This is a genomic window from Pseudoflavonifractor intestinihominis (assembly GCF_040096055.1).
GTDB classification, from domain to species: domain Bacteria; phylum Bacillota; class Clostridia; order Oscillospirales; family Oscillospiraceae; genus Pseudoflavonifractor; species Pseudoflavonifractor intestinihominis.
Map to the genome: position 1 here is coordinate 28,226 of NZ_JBBMFK010000008.1, position 16,768 is coordinate 44,993.

Sequence of the window (16,768 nt, forward strand, 5' to 3'; positions counted from 1 at the left end):
TCAGCCATCGCCGGGACGGCCTCTGTTCCGCGATTGCATCGGACATAAAAAACTCCGTGCTTTCCTGTACAGGAAAGCACGGAGTTTTTGTTCTCTCAGGCCGGTCTGCCCGCTCCGGCCGCTGCCTCTATTCCTGGGAGAGGACATAGTAGCCCGGGCGGCTCTGGCTGAGCCGTCCCCGCTCCAGGCCGTAGGCCAGGCCGCCGCTCATGGCCTGGCGCATGGGACCGCCCAGGCGGGTGTAGCCCAGCAGGCGGGCGGCCTCCCGGATCAGGTCCTCCTCGGGAAGGCCCACCTGCCGCCGCAGCACCGCCACGGCGGCATTGGCGATCTCCTGCACCGGCAGATCTCTGGCGTCCCGTTTATCCTCCGCCTCGCCGCCTGTGCGGAATTCCGTATAGCTGTCCGGCTCCTGGGACGGCGCCCAATAGAAGCGGCCGTCCTGCTGGGCGGTGGTCCTGGCCCCGAGGGTGGACAGCAGCGTCTGGAGATGGTTCTGCATCCGGGAGCCCGCCCTGGCGATGCCGAAGCTCTGCACGGTACGGCGGATCAGCAGCGCCTCGCTGACGGGGCCTTCCTGGTCGATCACCTGGCGGAGCACACTGAGGATCAGCCGCTGATTTCTGGGCAGAAGGAAGTCATCCGCGCTGAGGGGCCTGGCCTTGGGCTTTGCCGGCCGGTAGGGCGTCCCTTCCTGCTCCTGCACAGGTCCGGCCTCGATCACCGCCGCAGCGGCATCCACGTTCTGCTCGATCCCTGCGTGCTCCGGGGCAGATACAGGGGCGGTCGGAACGGCCTGGGCCTCCTCCAGCTCCTTCAGGTGCGCCAGCAGGCGCTCCATCTCCTTTTTGCGCTGCTCCAGCCAGTCCATGGTCCAGATCCGGTACAGCCGCCAGCCCAGACGCTCCAGCACCATGCGCTGGGCCAGCTCCCGGTCCCTGGTGGTGCGGGCGTCCCGGTAGTTCCCGCCGTCCAGCAGGATGCCCGCCAGATACTGTTCCGGATGGCCGGGGTCCACCACCCCGATGTCCAGCCGGTACTTGGAGTGGCCCACCATGCACTGAGTGCGGTACCCGTTTTCCTCCAGTACGGCGCAGATGTCCCGGGCGATCCCGCTGATCTCCGTCCCTGCGTCGCCGGCAGAGGCGGCGTTCTCCTTCAGCGTGCCGCTGGCGGCATAGGCCAGGAAGTCCTTCAGCGCCGCCACGCCCTGGGCCGGACTGCGGGACAGGTCGATCTGGTCGGGCCGCAGCGTGGCGTAGACCACCATCTCCTGCCGCGCCCGGGACACCGCCACGTTCAGGCGGCGCCAGCCGCCCTCCCGGTTCAGCGGGCCGAAGTTCATGGTCACATGGCCCTGCTCGTCCGGGCCGTATCCGATGGAGAAGAGGATCACGTCCCGCTCGTCGCCCTGCACGTTCTCCAGGTTCTTGATGAACAGCGGCTCCGGGCTGTGGTAGGCCCACTCCTCCAGGGTACTGTCCGTCCTGCACGCCTCGTCCAGCAGGTCGCTGATCAGGTTCTGCTGATTGATGTTGAAGGTCACCACGCCCACAGAGCGCCCCTTCAGCGCGGGGTCATGGGCCCGGCGGGACAGCTCGGCCACCACCGCCTCCGCCTCGCCCCGGTTCTGCCTGGTCTTGCCCCGGTCGAAGCAGCCGTCCACATGGACCAGCCGGACCATGCTCTCCCGGTCGTTGACCGAGGGGAAGGTGTACAGCCGGTTGTCATAGAACTCCCGGTTGGAGAAGGCGATCAGGCTCTCATGCTGGCTGCGGTAGTGCCACAGCAGGTGGCTCTGGGGCATGTTCAGCGCCAGGCAGTCGTCCAGGATGCTCTCCAGGTCCTCCTGCTCCAGGTTCTCCTCGTCCACCGTGTTGCTGGTGAAGAAGCTGGTGGGCGGCATCTGCTTGGGGTCGCCCACCACGACGGCGTTCTCGCCTCGGGCCAGGGCCCCCACCGCCTTGCAGGTGGGCAGCTGGGAGGCCTCGTCGAAGACCACCAGGTCAAATAGCTTGTGTCCGGGGTCCAGATACTGGGCCACTGAGAGGGGGCTCATCAGCATGCAGGGGCACAGGAGGGGCAGCAGGGTGGGGATCTGGTCAAAGAGCCTGCGGAGGCTGACGCCCCGGCCGCCGCTGCGGATGGCCCGCTGCAGGATGCCCACCTCGGAGCTGCCGGCGGCCGTCTGGGTGAAGTCGGGCACATTGGCCGCCAGGCGGCAGAAGATCTCCGTCTGGGCCAGCCTGGTGAGCTGGTCATCCAGCTGCCGGAACTGCCGAATCTTTTCGTTGAAGATAGCGCCGGAAAAGTGGCGCAGCGCCGGGTCTCCGTCCACAATGGAGGAGATCAGGGCCACAGCCGCGGCCCTGCGCCAGGCGGGAAGCACCTGGTCGTGGGGCAGACCGCCGGAGTAGGCGTCCACAAGGCTCCCCATCTCCAGCTCTCTCGCCCCAGCGCAGGCCTCGTTCCAGACGCACCAGTCCTTCAGACCCTCCAGTCCGTCCGCCGCCTCCCGGCACGCCTGTCCCATCTCGTCGATGGTCATGGCGGCACAGCGGGTCTGGTCGGGCTGGAGCAGGGGCAGCAGTTTCTCCCAGTCCGCCCGGACGGCGGTGCACGCCTGCCGCAGCTCCTGGGCCAGGGGGATCAGCTGGCTCTGGCCGCCCAGCTTGGCGGGCGTGTCCCGGTCGGTGAGCTGGCGCAGCCCGGCGCAGAGGTCCCTGGCCTGGCCCGTCATGGCCCGGAGCGCATCCGGAGCATTCTCATTGAGCCCATTCAGGGCCGCACCCAGGGTCTGGTGGAGCGCTCCGGCCTGCTGCATCTCGCTGCGGTAGGTCTCCAGCAGCGTCAGGTCCTGTTCCAGACTGGCCTTGTCCACGCCGCCCCTGGCATGGGGCGCCAGCAGCTTGACAACCCGGCCCTGTCCCAGCATCCGGGGCAGAACCCACTGCAGCGAGGCCTGTGTCCAGGCAGCCTTGAGCTGTACGGCGTCCTGCTGGAGAAAGCTGTCCTTCCACCGGACGGAGAGCGCCTGTCCCGCCTGCTGGGCCGCCTTGATATGCTGAGAAAACCGGTCGATGTTCCCCAGCAGCTCCTCAAAGGCCCCCTCCCGGGTCCAGGCGGCGGGGAGCTCCAGCCAGTCCAGCAACTGTCCGGCAAACTGGAACTGCTTTTCCCACTGGGCGGCCTGCCGGGGCACAGGCTGGCCGGTGGCTCCGGCCAGCGCCTTCCCGGCGGCCTCCAGCCGGTCCAGGTCCTGCAAGAAGTTCTGGAGATTGCCGGCGATGTCGGTGCGCAGCGTGGGGCTGTACTCCCTCCGGCCCAGCAGGCGCAGCGGATGGCCGGAGGGGTGCCCCACCTCCCGTCCGGCGGCCACCAGGCGGCCCGCAGCCTGCTCCTGGACCGTCAGCCGCTCCCGGGAGGCCGACCGGATAAAGTCCTCCGTCAGAGGGGCGATGGCGGGCGCCTCCCGGTTGTCCTCGTAGAGGCCCACCAGTTCGAACAGCGTGTGCCCGCAGGGGCGGGGCATATGCAGGGCCTGGGCGTATTCGTCCAGCTCCTTCCGCAGCGCGGCGGTCTGGGCGGCCTTTTTCTCCCAGGACTCCTTGGGTTTCCCCCGGGTCACCTCGGTGGCCGCCTTCAGCTGGTCCAACACGTCCCGCTTTTTCGACTTGTTGGAGTGGAGCTCCAGGCAGAAGGCCCCGATCCCGATGGCGTCCAGCCGCTTCTGCACCACAGAGAGGGCCGCCATCTTCTCCGCCACAAACAGCACGGTCTTGCCCTGGGCCAGGGCGTTGGCGATGAGGGCGGTAATGGTCTGGGATTTTCCGGTGCCGGGCGGGCCGTGGAGCACAAAGCTCCTGCCCGCCGCCGCCTGCTGGATGGCGTAGAGCTGGGAGGCGTCCGCGGGGATGGGCAGCAGGGTGCCCTCCTCCTCCACTCTGGCGTCGGACTCCATGGCCCCGTCGGCCCAGACCAGCTTCCCGTCGATCAGGCTGCGCACCAGCTTGTTGCGCTGCAGGTCATCCGCCCGGTTTCTCAGGTCGTTCCACATCACGAACTGGGTAAAGGAGAAGAGGCCCAAAAACGCGGTCTCCACCACATCCCAGCGGGGCTGGTCCATGACCGCCCTGCGGATCACGGCGTACACCGCCCGCAGATTCACCCCGTGGTCGTCCTGGGGAAGGGGGTCCAGCCCGCTCACCGTGATGCCGAAGTCCTGCTTGAGCATCTCCAGCAGGGTGATATTCATCTGGGGCTCCTCGTCCCGCAGCCGGATGACATACCCCTTGACAGCCGACTTGCGCACGATCTCCACCGGCAGCAGCACCAGCGGCGCATAGCGGGGGCGCTCGCTGGCCCTGCTCTCGTACCAGCGGAGCAGGCCCAGGGCCAGGTACAGGGTGTTGGCGCCGTTCTCCTCCAGGGAGGTGCGGGCGGTGCGGTAGAGCCGGGTGACAGCGTGGGCCAGCTCCGTCTCGTTCAGCGCGGACCTGAGGCGCTTGTTCTCAAACTCCGCCTGGATCAGCTGGCGGTATTCTCCCAGGTCCGCGAACTGCTCCGGGTCGCGGCGGTAGGCCTCCCGCTTGGTCCACTCCTGGGGCCGGGGACTGATGCCGTACTCCTCCCCGGAGGAGAGCATGTCCTCCAGCTTCCCCAGGGAGTCGGCCAGCAGGGGGACCACATTCTGGGTCAGGCGAAGGTTGAGCAGCGTGTTGCGCAGGCCCAGATCCAGCAGCTTGCGCTCCCACTGGGCCACCTTGCCCACCGCGGCGGCAGGGCTCTCTCCCACCTGGACGGCCTGCTCCCTGTCCTTGGGCGCGCTGGTGATCTCCTCTTCATCCCGGGGCTGGGAGACCACCCTCCAGCCGTCTTCCGTGCGGATGCGCTGGGGGATGGGGCGAATGCCGCTGAGGCGGGCTCTCCGGACGTCGACGATGTACTCCAACGGCGTATTCAGCTCCCGCTCCGCCGTGGCGCAGGCCTCGTCAAAGGACACCTTCTTTCCGGCGGTCAGCACGGTGCACTCCACCACCGCCATCTCTCCGATCCCGTCGGACAGCCGCTTGGTCAGCAGGGCCGGGTCGTCCTGGACCGCCTCGGGGAAGGTCTGGTTCTCCAGCCACACCCCGGCAAAGGCGTGGCCGGGCAGGAAGATCACCAGGGGATTGAGCCCAATGGCCTCCAGGCAGGCGGCATAGAGCAGGGTCAGCTCCAGGCAGTTTCCCTTCTTCTCCTGGATTATTCTGTCGCACAGCCGCACCCGCTGGCCCACCGTCTCAAAGCTGGCCGGCATGATGGAGTAGACGATGTTCTGCTCCTGGATCGCCGCGTAGACGGAGGCGGCCTGAAGCCGCACCCGGTTGGGGTTTTCCCGGAGATAGGCATCCTGAGAGGGGTCGTCCGTCCACTGTTTCAGGAATTCCGCGGCACGCGACGTCAGCTTGGATACCTCGGGGTGGTTGGGCGTGATAAACGCCGTGACCAGCTCGGGATAGTAGCCCACACCGTGCCACTCGTCAAAGGCCAGGACCGTCAGTTCTCTGCGGCACTCCGCCAGGGTCTCGCCGTCGTGGAGCAGGCGCAGGGTGATGGACCCGCTGACCCGCTCGGTCAGGCCGGACAGCATGTCCGCGGAGGCATACACCGGGAGCCGCTGCAGTACAAACTCGGACTGGGCGGGGATCTGCTCGATCAGCTGGGAGAAGGGCAGCAGAACCCCTTCCGGATCGCTCTCCACCGTCAGCGTGAGCCCCTGCAGGTTCTGGTCCGTGTGGTTCTGGATAATCAGCTGGGATAAAATGGGGAGTCTGTTCTGCTGCAGCGCATAGTTGACCACGGGAGTGAGCTGCGGCTGCAGGGAAATCGTGCTCTCCTCTGCCGGAGCCTGGGGCTGTTCGCTGGTGCTGGTCGTGACGGATGCGACATCTTCCATGGCAAAACCCTCCTGGCCGTCCACACTGGGGGTGCGGACTTTTCTTGTGCCGGAAATCCGGGGATGTTCGAGTGATTATGTCATAATATTATACCGCTTCTTGTTTATTCCAGCAAGATGGAAGCCGGTAAGAGGGCAGCGGATTATATCCGGCCCGCTGTGATCCCCCCTGTACACAGAGCGCCTCAACACGCCGCATGAAAACAGCCCGCTCCGTCAAAGGGGAGCGGGCTGTTCAGCCTGTCGAAAAAGTCTTTTTGACGGGCTGCCGCAGCAGCCCGCTTTTGCTTTCATTTTTTCCCGAGTACGTGGGAGTAGCACTGTGCGATCAGGCTGCCCACCAGCTGAAGCTGGTAGGGGTGGGATACCTGGGTCTGGGTGGAGTCGAACCAGATCACTTCATCGTACGCCGGATTGGTCTTTGCGCTCTCATCACTGGTAATAAAATAGATCTTAGGCCGCTGGGTGCGGCGGTCCGTCTGATGCCTCGGCATGCCGTAGTCATAATAGATGCCGGTATAGCTGAAGATGATGAGCAGCTCGTCCGGGCCGGCGGTGGCCAGGCACTCCGACTGCTCCGAAAAGCGGACCTTGGTGGTGGCGATCTTGCCCAGCATGGCCAGGTCACACTGCAGGTTCATGGCCACGGTCTCCGCCTTGAGCATGCCGAAGATGGCGATCTTCTGATAGCGGCGGATGTCGTTGGCCAGGCGGTAAAGCCGCTCCATATCCAGGCTCTTGCGCACCCGCTCCAGGCTGTCATGCACCGCGGATACATACTCGTCCCGCTGCACGTCCGGGTCAGGGGCCTGGGACCAGGTCTCAAAATTCAAAGAGGTGGTGGAGAACAGCTCCTTGAGCTCCATATAGTCCCGCAGGCCGATGTCCCTGCAAAACCGGCTGATGGAGCTGGTGGAGACATAGGTCTTTGCGGCCAGATCGCGGATGGAGTCGTGCTTGATCTCCTCCAGATGCTCCAGGATATAGGCCGCGATCTGACCGTTGGTGGTGTTGCTCCTGCTGCTTACCATCTCGGACAGGACCATGATCGGAAGCTTGCCGTAAAACACTGTTCCACCTCATTTCGCCGCTATTGTCCCTGTGTATTTATAAGAATTATACCATATTTCACATTTTGTGTCTACCGACAGCGGGGCCATCAGGCGCTTTCAGCCGGCGTGGCCGGGACATGAAGGGGGTATTCGGCACGGGACGGCAAGCTGCAATTTTGCTGCCAAGTCGATCCGGTTTCAATGATTGAAACAGGGCCCGGTTTTTGTTTCAATGATTGAAAATCCGTTGATAGGGGTGGCTGTTTTTGCTATTTTTGTTGCAACAAACTGCGCCGCGGCAGCGGGCCTCACCGGCGCGGGAAGCATGCAGAAAGGCGGTCTGACGCGTGGAGAAGAGGAGAAACACGATGAAGAAGAAAATGAGCGCTCGGAAATTCGGTACGATTTTTATCCCCATATGCAGCGTGCTGCTGGTGCTGGCCTTTGTGGTCTCCGGCGTCATGCAGTACTGGAGCACCGTCATGGACGCGGTGTTCGGCAGCGCCCAGATCTCCATCAATCCCGCAAGGGGCACGGAGGACTGGGACACGGACTACTACGATCTCAACGCAGAGGGGATGACCCAGGAGCAGACCGCCCTGGACGGCCAGGAGGTAGCCCGCCGCGCCGAGGGGGAGGGCATCGTCCTCCTGAAGAACCAGAACAACACCCTCCCCCTGACCAACAACGGCCGGGCGCTGTCGGAGGACAATCCGATCACGGTCAACGCCCTGGGCTGGTCCTTCTACTACCCCAGCCTGGGCGGCTCCGGGTCGGGCGCCGTGGGGTCTGACGGCCTGGTCTCCCCTACGGAAGCCCTGGCAGCCTCCCATATCCAGATCAATCAGGGTCTCTCCGACTACTATATCCACTGGTCGGAGCAGCACTATACCGATTGGCAGATCACAAAGGCCAACGGCTACCCCGAGGATCACGACACCAACACCCAGCCCCAGCGGCCCAGCATGACCAATACATGGCGGGCGTCCTGGGACGTGCCCGAGCTCAACGCCCAGGAGATCGGGGAGGCCTGCGACACCACCGGCGCGGCGGACAACAAGGTGCAGATCCTCTGGCTGGGCCGGGGCGGCGGCGAGTATCACGACGCGCCCCGTGTGATGACCAAGGAGGGCGGAAGCGTCAACAAGTACGGCGTGAACCCGGACAAGCACTATCTGGAGCTGACCGACGAGGAGGAGGCGGTTCTGGCCCAGGCCAAGGAGCTGCGGGGTCAGGACGGAAAGATCATCGTGATCGTCAACGCCAACAACACCATGGAGCTGGGCGAGCTGCAGGACGACCCCATGGTGGACGCCATTCTCTTTGTGGGCGGCCCCGGCAAGCACGGCTTCTACGCCATCGGCGACGTGCTGTGCGGCGCGGTCAACCCCTCCGGCCGCCTGGCGGACATCTACCCCGCCGACCTGCTCACCTCCCCTGTGATGATGAACTTCGGCAGCGATGTGTACTACGACGCCGACGGGGAATTCGACAACCAGTACGACACCAAGATCCCCTATCTGGACGGCGCCAAGGAGCGGCCCATCATGTTCGTGAGCTATGAAGAGGGCATCTACATGGGCTACCGCTTCTATGAGACCGCGGCGGCGGACGGCTATTTCGGGACCCAGACCGCGGCGGAAGACCCCTATTACAACCGCACCAACGGCGTGGTGTACCCCTTCGGCTACGGCCTGTCCTACACCACCTTCTCCCAGTCCATCACCAGGGCGGCGTATCAGGACGGCGCCTTCACCTTTGACGTGGCTGTCACCAACACCGGAGCTGTGGCCGGTAAGGATGTGGTGGAGCTGTATGTGGAGACGCCCTACTATCCGGGCGGCATCGAAAAGGCCAAGGTCGTCCTGTGCGGGTTTGACAAGACGCAGATTCTGGAGCCCGGACAGAGCGAGACCGTGACCATCGCCGTGGACCAGGAGGACATCGCCTCCTACGACGACACGGTCAACTGCTGCTACGTGCTGGACGCGGGAGACTATACCTTCTACCTGGGCACGGTGGACGGGACGGTTTACGGCAGCCACGCCTGGGCGTACGCCCACCCGGCCGACTCCAAGGCGCTGTCCGGCGGCGAAAGCGCGGCGGTCTTCGCCCAGGCCGACGCGGTCAGCGAGACCATCATCTACAACGACGAGCATGACGGCCCCCGGGACAGCGATCGCTACGCCCACAACCAGGAGGGCACCGGCTATACCACTGCTGTAAACGCCTTTGACCGGGAGCTGACGGGCAACAACATGAAGGTCTCCAACGGCGACATGACCATGAGCCGCGCCGCCGGGTTTGAGGCCTCCTGGCCCACGTCCCCCACGCCGGAGGACTGCGTCATGCCCGACGAACTGAAAGCCATCCTGATCGACAACGACTATTCCACAAAAGCGGCCACCCTGCTGCACGACGAGGACATCGAGATGCCCGCCACCGGCGTGGACGCCGGCATCCAACTGATCGACCTGAGAGGCAAGAGTTTTGACGACCCCCTCTGGGAGACCTATGTCCAGCAGTGGACCCCCTCTGAGATGGCGCTGCTTCTGGGTAAGGCGGGCTTCCAGACCGAGGCCTTTGCCGAATACGGCAAGCCCTCCACCCTGGACAACGACGGCCCTCAGGCCTTCCGCCACCAGGCCCTGGGCGTGGAGGACGAGCGCATCGACACCTACTACATGACCGCCTTCCCCTGCGAGGTCCTGCTGGCCTGCACCTGGAACGAGGACCTGTTGGAGGAGATCGGCCAGGCCGTGGGCAGGGAGGGCGCTGTGAACGGCATGTCCGGCTGGTACGCCCCCGGCCTGAACACCCACCGCAGCCCCTTCAGCGGACGGAATTTTGAGTATTTCTCCGAGGACCCCTTCCTGGCCGGCAAGCTCTGCGCCCGGGAGATCTCCGGGGCGGCCGACTACGGCGTGTTCTGCTACATCAAGCACTTTGCCATGAACGACCAGGAGGCGTTTGCCCGGTCCTGGAACTGCGGCACCCATATGGACCCGTCCATGGACCGCTACAAGAACCCGGAGTGGATTCTCATGACCTGGGCCACCGAGCAGACCATGCGGGAGATCTACCTGAAGGCCTTTGAGATTGCCGTCAAGGAGGCCGTCACCGATCTGACCTATGTGGACAGCAACGGCCAGACAAACACCATTGAAAATTTCCGGGCGGCCACCGGCGTGATGGCGGCGTTCAACTGCGTGGGCAACACCTGGTCCGGCGGCAACCACGCCCTGCTCCAGACCCTGCTGCGGGACAAGTGGGGGTTCCACGGCACGGCGCTGACGGACTACGCCCTCCACGACTTTATGTATCCCGACCAGCTGATCCGCAACGGCGGCACGGCCATCCTCCAGTCCAACCGGAAGAATTTTGTGGACCAGGAGAATCCAAGCGCCACTACGGTGAAATATCTCCAGAAGGCCACCAAGGACATGTGCTATATGGTGGCCAACTCCAACGCCATGAACGGCATGGCCCCCGGCTCCACCATCACATACCGGCTCGCCCCCTGGGAGGCGGGCTGCCTGATCGGGGAAATCGCCGCCGGCGCCCTTCTGGTGCTGGTCATTGGCATTACCGTCTATAAGGCGCGGGATCAGAAAAAGCGTCCCGCACGGTATTGAGCTGTCTTTCCCTTCAAAAGTCCGCCTCGGCCCTCTGGGCTGAGGCGGACTTTTGCAAACAGATCCGGTTCCGCATCCCAGTTTCCCCCGGAAAAAACGCCGGCAAGCGGCATGCTGTCTTCTCAGGCAGCATGCCGCTTGCTTTTTATTCTCTGGCCTCGCACTCTATCCTCTTGCGGTACTCGTGGGAGTAGCTCAGGCTCCAGATAATGAGGGACTGAAAAATAGGCTGGAGGGTCTCGCCGATCCTGGTCAGAGCGTACTCCACGCGGGGCGGGCTCTCCTGATATGTCGTTCTCTGCACAATGCCGATATGCTCCAGCTCCCTGAGGTTTTCTGTCAGCACTTTCTGAGTGATGGAATCCACGTGGTACTGAAGTTCGCCAAACCGCTTGGGGCCGTTGAACAGATAGCAGATGATCAGGAACTTCCACTTGTCCCCCGCCAGCCGGCGGACGACTTCAAAGCTGGTGGTCCACTCATTCATGCCTGACATTCTCTTTTCTCCCTTCTTTATACATTTTCAGGTTAATATGCACAATATCGGTTACCTCAAGGTGCGTACTTTACAGAATTTTCGACAAATGATACCCTGAGTCCATAATAACACGGGATTATTTCTTGTCAATCAAAATTTTGAGTGGGACGTAAAAAACGCATTTCGGGGCAGACTGCACAGAAAGGAAGGGCATATGATCTCCATCATTTTGGTCTCCCACGGTCCCCTTGCGAAAGCCCTGCTGGAGAGCGCGCAGATGGTGGCAGGGCGGCAAAAACAGGTCTATGCGCTGGGTCTGGAGCCGCTGGAGACAGCGGAGCACTTTAAGGCCAGGGTCCAGGCCCAGCTGGAGCGCTGCCTCATCAGGGGCGGGGTCGTTCTGGTGAGCGACCTGCTTCTGGGCACGCCCTTCAATGTCTCCGCGGAGCTGATGCAGACCCACCAGTTCCGCCACCTGACCGCCATGAGCCTGCCGCTTCTCCTCAACCTGCTCTCCGCCCGCGAGAGTAAAACAGACCTGGCCGCCCTCTGCCGCGGCGCCCTGGAAAAGGCTTCGGCACAGATGATGGATGTCAACGATTTCGTAGGAGGACTATCACAGTGAATATCTCAGTGGCCCGGGTGGATGAACGCCTCATTCATGGGCAGATTATCAATGAATGGGTCAACCGGACCGCCTGCACCCATCTGCTCATCGTTGACGACAGTCTGGTGGCAGACGAGTTCATGTCCAACATCTACAAGGCTCTGGCCCCCCTCTGGCTGGATGTCCAGATCCGCTCCACCGCCTCTGCCGCCCGGTATCTGCTGGCCACCCAGAGCGAGCCCGGCCGCATCATGCTCCTGGCCAGGACGCCCCTTCCCTTTGAGGCGCTGGCCCGGCACGGCCTGGCGCCGGAGGAGATCACACTGGCGGACAGGCGCTACTTCCCCAACAAGCTGGCCGTCCCACAGGCCAGCAAGCACGCCATCAACTACCTGCTCTCCGCCGGAGTTCGGGTCGTGGCCCAAAACGCACCGGACGACGACCCCAAACCCGTCAGACAATACAAAGTATAGGAGGATATTGGACGGCGATGAAAACAGCAGAAACTGTGGTCAGAAACAAAACCGGGCTTCATGCCAGACCCGCAGCGGCCTTCTCCGCAGCGGCGGCCGCATTTCAGAGCGCGGTCACGGTCCGAAATCTGGACAAAGGCAAGCAGGCCAACGCCAAATCCGTGGTACGGGTGCTCTCCCTGGGCATGGCCCAGGGAACCCGCATCTCCGTCTCGGCCGAGGGGGCCGACGAGGAGGCGGCCGTGGACGCCCTTGTGGCCCTTGTGAACGGCGGTTTCGGCGAGCTGTAACAGCGGGAGGTTTACATATGCGGGAATATACAGGAACCACCGCCTCCCCCGGCGTGGCCATCGGGCCGGCGATGGTGTTCACCCACACCCTTGTGCAGGCCAAGGAGCGCTCCATCTCCCCCGGGGAGGCCGCGGCAGAGCTGGCTCTGTTTGATGCGGCTCTGGCGCGGGCAGAGGAAGAGCTCCGGTCCATCCAGACCGGAGGAGAGGGGGCGGGCATCTTTGCCGCCCATCTGGCCATTCTGTCCGACGAGGAGATGAACCAGGAGATCCGCGCCGGTATCCAGTCCCTCGGCCGTTGCGCCGGCTGGGCGGTTCAGGCCGTATACCGGGAGTTCGCCGGCCTGCTCCGGGACGTGGACGACCCCCTGATCCGGGAGCGGGCGGCGGACATGGACGATGTGGGCCAGCGGCTGCTCCGCTGCATTCTGGGGCTCCCCCCCTGCTCCCTCGCCCAGATCGACCGGCCCTCCATCGTTGTGGCGGAAGATCTGTACCCCTCGGACACCGTCACCATGGACCGCAAAAACGTGCTGGGCATCCTGACCCAGCGGGGAGGCGTCACCTCCCACACCGCCATTCTGGCCCGCAGCCTGGGCATCCCGGCGGTGGTGGGCGTACCGGAGGTCCTGTCTCAGGTCGAGCCGGGGACTCCCCTGATCCTGGACGCCGTCCACGGCAAGGTCATCGCCGCGGCGGACCGGGATACGCTGCTCCGCTATCAGGCCATGCGGGAGCGGGTGCTCTCCCAGGCCCAGGCCGCGCAGCGCTACCGGAGCGCCCCCGCTGTGACCAGGGACGGCGTCCGCATCCACGTGGACCTGAACATCGGCGGCGTGACGGCCCAGGCCCTGGATGGTCTGGACTGTGTGGACGGCGTGGGCCTGTTCCGGACGGAATTTCTCTATATGCAGTCCCAGACCCTGCCCGACGAGGACACCCAATTCACCTCCTACCGCGCCGCCCTGGAGGCCCTGGACGGCAGGCCCCTGGTGCTGCGGACCCTGGACATCGGCGGGGACAAGCAGCTTCCCTATCTGGAGCTGCCCAGGGAGGACAATCCCTTCCTGGGCAGGCGGGCACTGCGGCTGTGCCTGGCGGAGCCGGAACTCTTCCGCATCCAGCTTCGGGCCGCGCTGCGGGCCTCGGTCTTCGGCCAGCTGCGGATCATGTTCCCCATGGTGGGCAGCCTGGACGATTTCCGCGCCGCCAAGGCGACGGTGGTCAAGGCCCAGGAGGAACTGGAGCGGGAGGGAATCCCCTTCCGGCGGGATGTCGCGCTGGGCGTTATGATCGAGATCCCCGCCGCCGCCATGATCGCCGATCTCCTGGCCCGGGAGGCGGACTTTGCCAGCATCGGCACCAACGACCTGTGCCAGTATCTCAACGCCGCCGACCGGCTGGAGCCGGGCGCGGCGCCCTACTACCAGAGCTATCACCCCGCCATGTTCCGGCTGATCCGGGATGTGGCCGTCGCCTTTACCGCCCAGGGCAAGGACCTGTGCGTCTGCGGGGAGCTGGGCGGGGACTGCGCCTTTGCCTCCGCCCTCATCGGGCTGGGACTGCGCCATCTGAGCATGTCCGCCTCCGCGGTGGCGGGCATCAAGCAGCTGGTGGCTGTCCTGACCATTCCGGAGGCCCAGGAGGCCGCCCGTCAGGCGCTCAGTACATCCACAGCGGCGCAAGCCGAGGAATATCTCAGGGCCTTCGCGGCCCGTCGGACGGGAGGTGAACATTTTGTTTGATATCATTCTTGTCTCCCATGGAACGCTGTCCCGCGCCCTGCTGGAGACCGCCGAGCTGATCGCCGGAGAGCGGAAGGAGGGGATCAAAACCTTCGGCCTTCAGCTTGGGGACAGTGTGGATCTGTTCGGCGAGGCGGTGACCGCCGCCATTGCGGAGAGCCTGACCCGGGGGGACGTGCTGGTCCTCAGCGACATGCGGTCGGGCAGCCCCTTCAACGTGACGGTGGGCGCCATGACCCAGTACAAATTCCGCCACATCACGGGGCTAAACCTGCCCATGGTCATCGAGGCGGTGAGCACCCAGTCCTATGCCACGCTGGACGAGGCTTTCCCAGATATTCTGGACGCAGGTATGACCGCTGTCGCCGACATCAACGCCTATCTTGACGAGCTGGACGGCGGCGGCAATCAAAAGAGAGGGGACGCGAGCGCATGAAAAATCTGGTTTTAGTCCGTATTGACGACCGGCTCATTCACGGCCAGGTCGTGACCCAGTGGATCAAATCCACCCACGGCAACCGCATTCTCATCATTGACGACGCCCTGCTGAAAAACGCCATGATGATGCGGATTCTCCGGGCTGCCGCGCCGCCGGGCGTGGCGGTGGAGGTGATGTCCCAGGCGGATGCCATCCAGGACCTGAAGGGGGAGCCCGCGGCGGGGGAAAACATTGTGATCCTGGTAAAAGTCCCGGCCGTGCTGGAGGCGCTGATCGACAGCGGCATCCCCATGCCCCGGATCATCCTGGGCGGCATGGGCCTTACGCCCGCACGAAAGAAGTTCAACAAGAATGTGGCGGCCACCGACGAAGAGGTGGAGTGCATGAAGCGCATCATCTCCAAGGGCTCGTCCATCTACTATCAGCTGGTCCCGTCCGACATGGCGCTGAACATTGAAAAACTGTTTTAAAAGGGAGGAATCGTTGTGAGTCTGCTGCAGGCGGTTATCTGCGGGATCTTCTACTACCTCAACGCCGGCCCCTGGGTCATCGGCGCCGGCTACTACACCTTCGGCAAGCCGCTCCTGCTGGGCTTCATGGTGGGCCTGGTGCTGGGCGATCCCATTACAGGCACCATCATCGGCGCCACCATCCAGCTCATCTACCTGGGCGTCATGTCCACCGGCGGCTCCTATCCCGCCGACTCCGCTCTGGCGGGTATCATGGGCACTGCCGCCGCCATTACCACCGGTCTGAGCGCCACGGAGGCCGTGGCCATTGCGGTGCCCATCGGCCTCATCGGCACCGCCCTCTACCAGCTGCGTATGCTCTCCGCCGTCCCCTTCACCCACCTGGCCGACAAGTACGCCGCCGAGGGCAACACCAAAAAGGTCTTCCTGGCCAATGTCCTCTATCCCCAGATCATCCTGGCCGCCATCTACATCATCCCCTGCACCCTGGCCTGCTATTTCGGCGTCAACGCCATCTCCGGCGTGGTAGACGCCCTCTCCGGCTCCGCGATCCTCTCCGCCCTCAGCGTGATCGGCGGCATTCTGCCCGTCATCGGCATCGCCATGAACATGAAGGCCATCTTTAAGGGCGACGCCCGGTGCTTCTTCTTCGTGGGCTTTATCCTGGTGGTGTACCTGAACCTGGACCTGATTGCAATCAGCGCCCTGGCGCTGATCTTCGCGATTCTCTACATGCAGCTGAAAAGCAGCAGCGATGAAAAGGAGGCGGCTGTGAAATGAGCGAAAACACTCTGATGCACGACACCGACAAGATCAGAAGGGTCTCCAAAAAGGCCCGCTGGAAGTGCTTCCTCAACTGGATCTTCTACGCCCACAGCTGCTACAACTACGAGCGGCTCCAGGGCATCGGTTTTCTCCACGCCATGTGCCCCATCATCGACGAGCTGTACGACAAGAACGATCTGGAGGCCCGCAGCCGCGCCATGGAGCGCCATACCGCCTTCTTCAACTCCGAGGTGCGCACCGGAAGCGCCATCGTGGGCCTGTGCGCCTCCATGGAAGAGCGGATCGCCTCCGGCGAGGAGGCCCTGGCCGACGACGCCCTTCCCTCCATCAAGTACGGCCTGATGGGTCCCCTCGCCGGCATCGGCGACACCTTCATCCAGGCCATCCTTGCCCCACTGCTCCTCTCCGTGGCCCTGGGCCTGGCCGAGAGCGGCAACGTGCTGGGTCCCATCCTCTACTTCCTGGTCTTTGTGGCCGTTGTGGCCGCCCTGGGCTACTGGTCCTTTAACCTGGGCTACAAGAAGGGCGACGAGGCCCTGATGAGCTTTATCGAGAGCGGCGTGATCAACAAGATCATCTCGGGCGCCGGCATCATGGGCTGCACCGTCATGGGCGCCCTGGTGGCCAAGTACGTCACCCTCAGCACCACGGTCTCCTTTAAGCTCACCACCGGCGTATTCAATCTCCAGACCGACGTGTTCGACGCCATCATGCCCTGCATGCTCCCGCTGATCCTCACCATGGTGGTCTACCGCCGGATGGACAAGGGCTGCTCCGCCCTGAAGATGATGCTCATCCTCATCATCGGCGGTCTGGTCCTGGGCCTGCTGCACATTATCTAAATACAGACGGGAG

The 16,768-nt window shown here is 63.8% G+C and carries 12 protein-coding genes; 9 read left to right on the plus strand and 3 right to left on the minus strand.

Annotation, left to right across the window (positions count from 1 at the left end):
• Positions 1 to 127 precede the first annotated feature (127 nt).
• Positions 128 to 5,938 (minus strand): anti-phage protein ProA, encoded by a 5,811-nt coding sequence (gene proA, locus WMO64_RS06310; protein WP_349231403.1) that lies wholly within the window; start codon positions 5,936 to 5,938, stop codon positions 128 to 130.
• A gap of 290 nt (positions 5,939 to 6,228) precedes the next feature.
• Entirely contained in the window at positions 6,229 to 7,008 is a 780-nt protein-coding gene (locus WMO64_RS06315; RefSeq protein ID WP_349231404.1) for a MurR/RpiR family transcriptional regulator, read from the minus strand.
• Between the two features lie 350 nt (positions 7,009 to 7,358).
• Here WMO64_RS06315 and WMO64_RS06320 point away from each other — a divergent pair, with 350 nt between their 5' ends.
• Positions 7,359 to 10,625, plus strand: a complete 3,267-nt coding sequence (locus tag WMO64_RS06320) for a glycoside hydrolase family 3 C-terminal domain-containing protein (RefSeq protein ID WP_349231405.1) — start codon at positions 7,359 to 7,361, stop codon at positions 10,623 to 10,625.
• 145 nt (positions 10,626 to 10,770) lie between these two features.
• On the opposite strand, the gene WMO64_RS06325 is transcribed toward WMO64_RS06320, so the two are convergent.
• Positions 10,771 to 11,121: a winged helix-turn-helix transcriptional regulator gene (locus WMO64_RS06325; protein WP_349231406.1), complete on the minus strand. Its 351-nt coding sequence runs from the start codon at positions 11,119 to 11,121 to the stop codon at positions 10,771 to 10,773.
• 196 nt (positions 11,122 to 11,317) lie between these two features.
• Between WMO64_RS06325 and WMO64_RS06330 the strand changes: the two genes are divergently transcribed.
• From WMO64_RS06330 to WMO64_RS06365, 8 genes are read left to right on the plus strand one after another with little or no spacing between them, the layout of a single operon-like run.
• Complete coding sequence (locus tag WMO64_RS06330) at positions 11,318 to 11,728, plus strand: PTS sugar transporter subunit IIA (protein ID WP_349231407.1); 411 nt, start codon at positions 11,318 to 11,320, stop codon at positions 11,726 to 11,728.
• On the plus strand, positions 11,725 to 12,183 hold the full coding sequence (locus WMO64_RS06335) for a PTS sugar transporter subunit IIB (RefSeq protein ID WP_349231408.1): 459 nt from the start codon (positions 11,725 to 11,727) through the stop codon (positions 12,181 to 12,183). Before WMO64_RS06330 ends, WMO64_RS06335 begins: the two co-directional genes overlap by 4 nt.
• Before the next feature lie 17 nt (positions 12,184 to 12,200).
• Positions 12,201 to 12,473 carry an HPr family phosphocarrier protein gene (locus WMO64_RS06340; RefSeq protein ID WP_349231409.1) on the plus strand — a complete coding sequence of 91 codons (273 nt, stop codon included), beginning with the start codon at positions 12,201 to 12,203 and terminating at the stop codon, positions 12,471 to 12,473.
• Positions 12,474 to 12,490: 17 nt separating this feature from the next.
• Entirely contained in the window at positions 12,491 to 14,218 is a 1,728-nt protein-coding gene (ptsP, locus tag WMO64_RS06345) for a phosphoenolpyruvate--protein phosphotransferase (protein WP_349231410.1), read from the plus strand.
• Positions 14,211 to 14,654, plus strand: a complete 444-nt coding sequence (locus WMO64_RS06350) for a PTS sugar transporter subunit IIA (protein ID WP_349231411.1) — start codon at positions 14,211 to 14,213, stop codon at positions 14,652 to 14,654. The genes ptsP and WMO64_RS06350 overlap by 8 nt, the downstream gene beginning before the upstream one ends.
• On the plus strand, positions 14,651 to 15,127 hold the full coding sequence (locus WMO64_RS06355; RefSeq protein ID WP_349231412.1) for a PTS sugar transporter subunit IIB: 477 nt from the start codon (positions 14,651 to 14,653) through the stop codon (positions 15,125 to 15,127). The genes WMO64_RS06350 and WMO64_RS06355 overlap by 4 nt, the downstream gene beginning before the upstream one ends.
• A 15-nt stretch (positions 15,128 to 15,142) precedes the next feature.
• Positions 15,143 to 15,907 carry a PTS mannose/fructose/sorbose/N-acetylgalactosamine transporter subunit IIC gene (locus WMO64_RS06360; RefSeq protein WP_349231413.1) on the plus strand — a complete coding sequence of 255 codons (765 nt, stop codon included), beginning with the start codon at positions 15,143 to 15,145 and terminating at the stop codon, positions 15,905 to 15,907.
• Positions 15,904 to 16,755 carry a PTS system mannose/fructose/sorbose family transporter subunit IID gene (locus WMO64_RS06365; RefSeq protein ID WP_349231414.1) on the plus strand — a complete coding sequence of 284 codons (852 nt, stop codon included), beginning with the start codon at positions 15,904 to 15,906 and terminating at the stop codon, positions 16,753 to 16,755. Before WMO64_RS06360 ends, WMO64_RS06365 begins: the two co-directional genes overlap by 4 nt.
• The last annotated feature ends 13 nt before the right edge of the window (positions 16,756 to 16,768 follow it).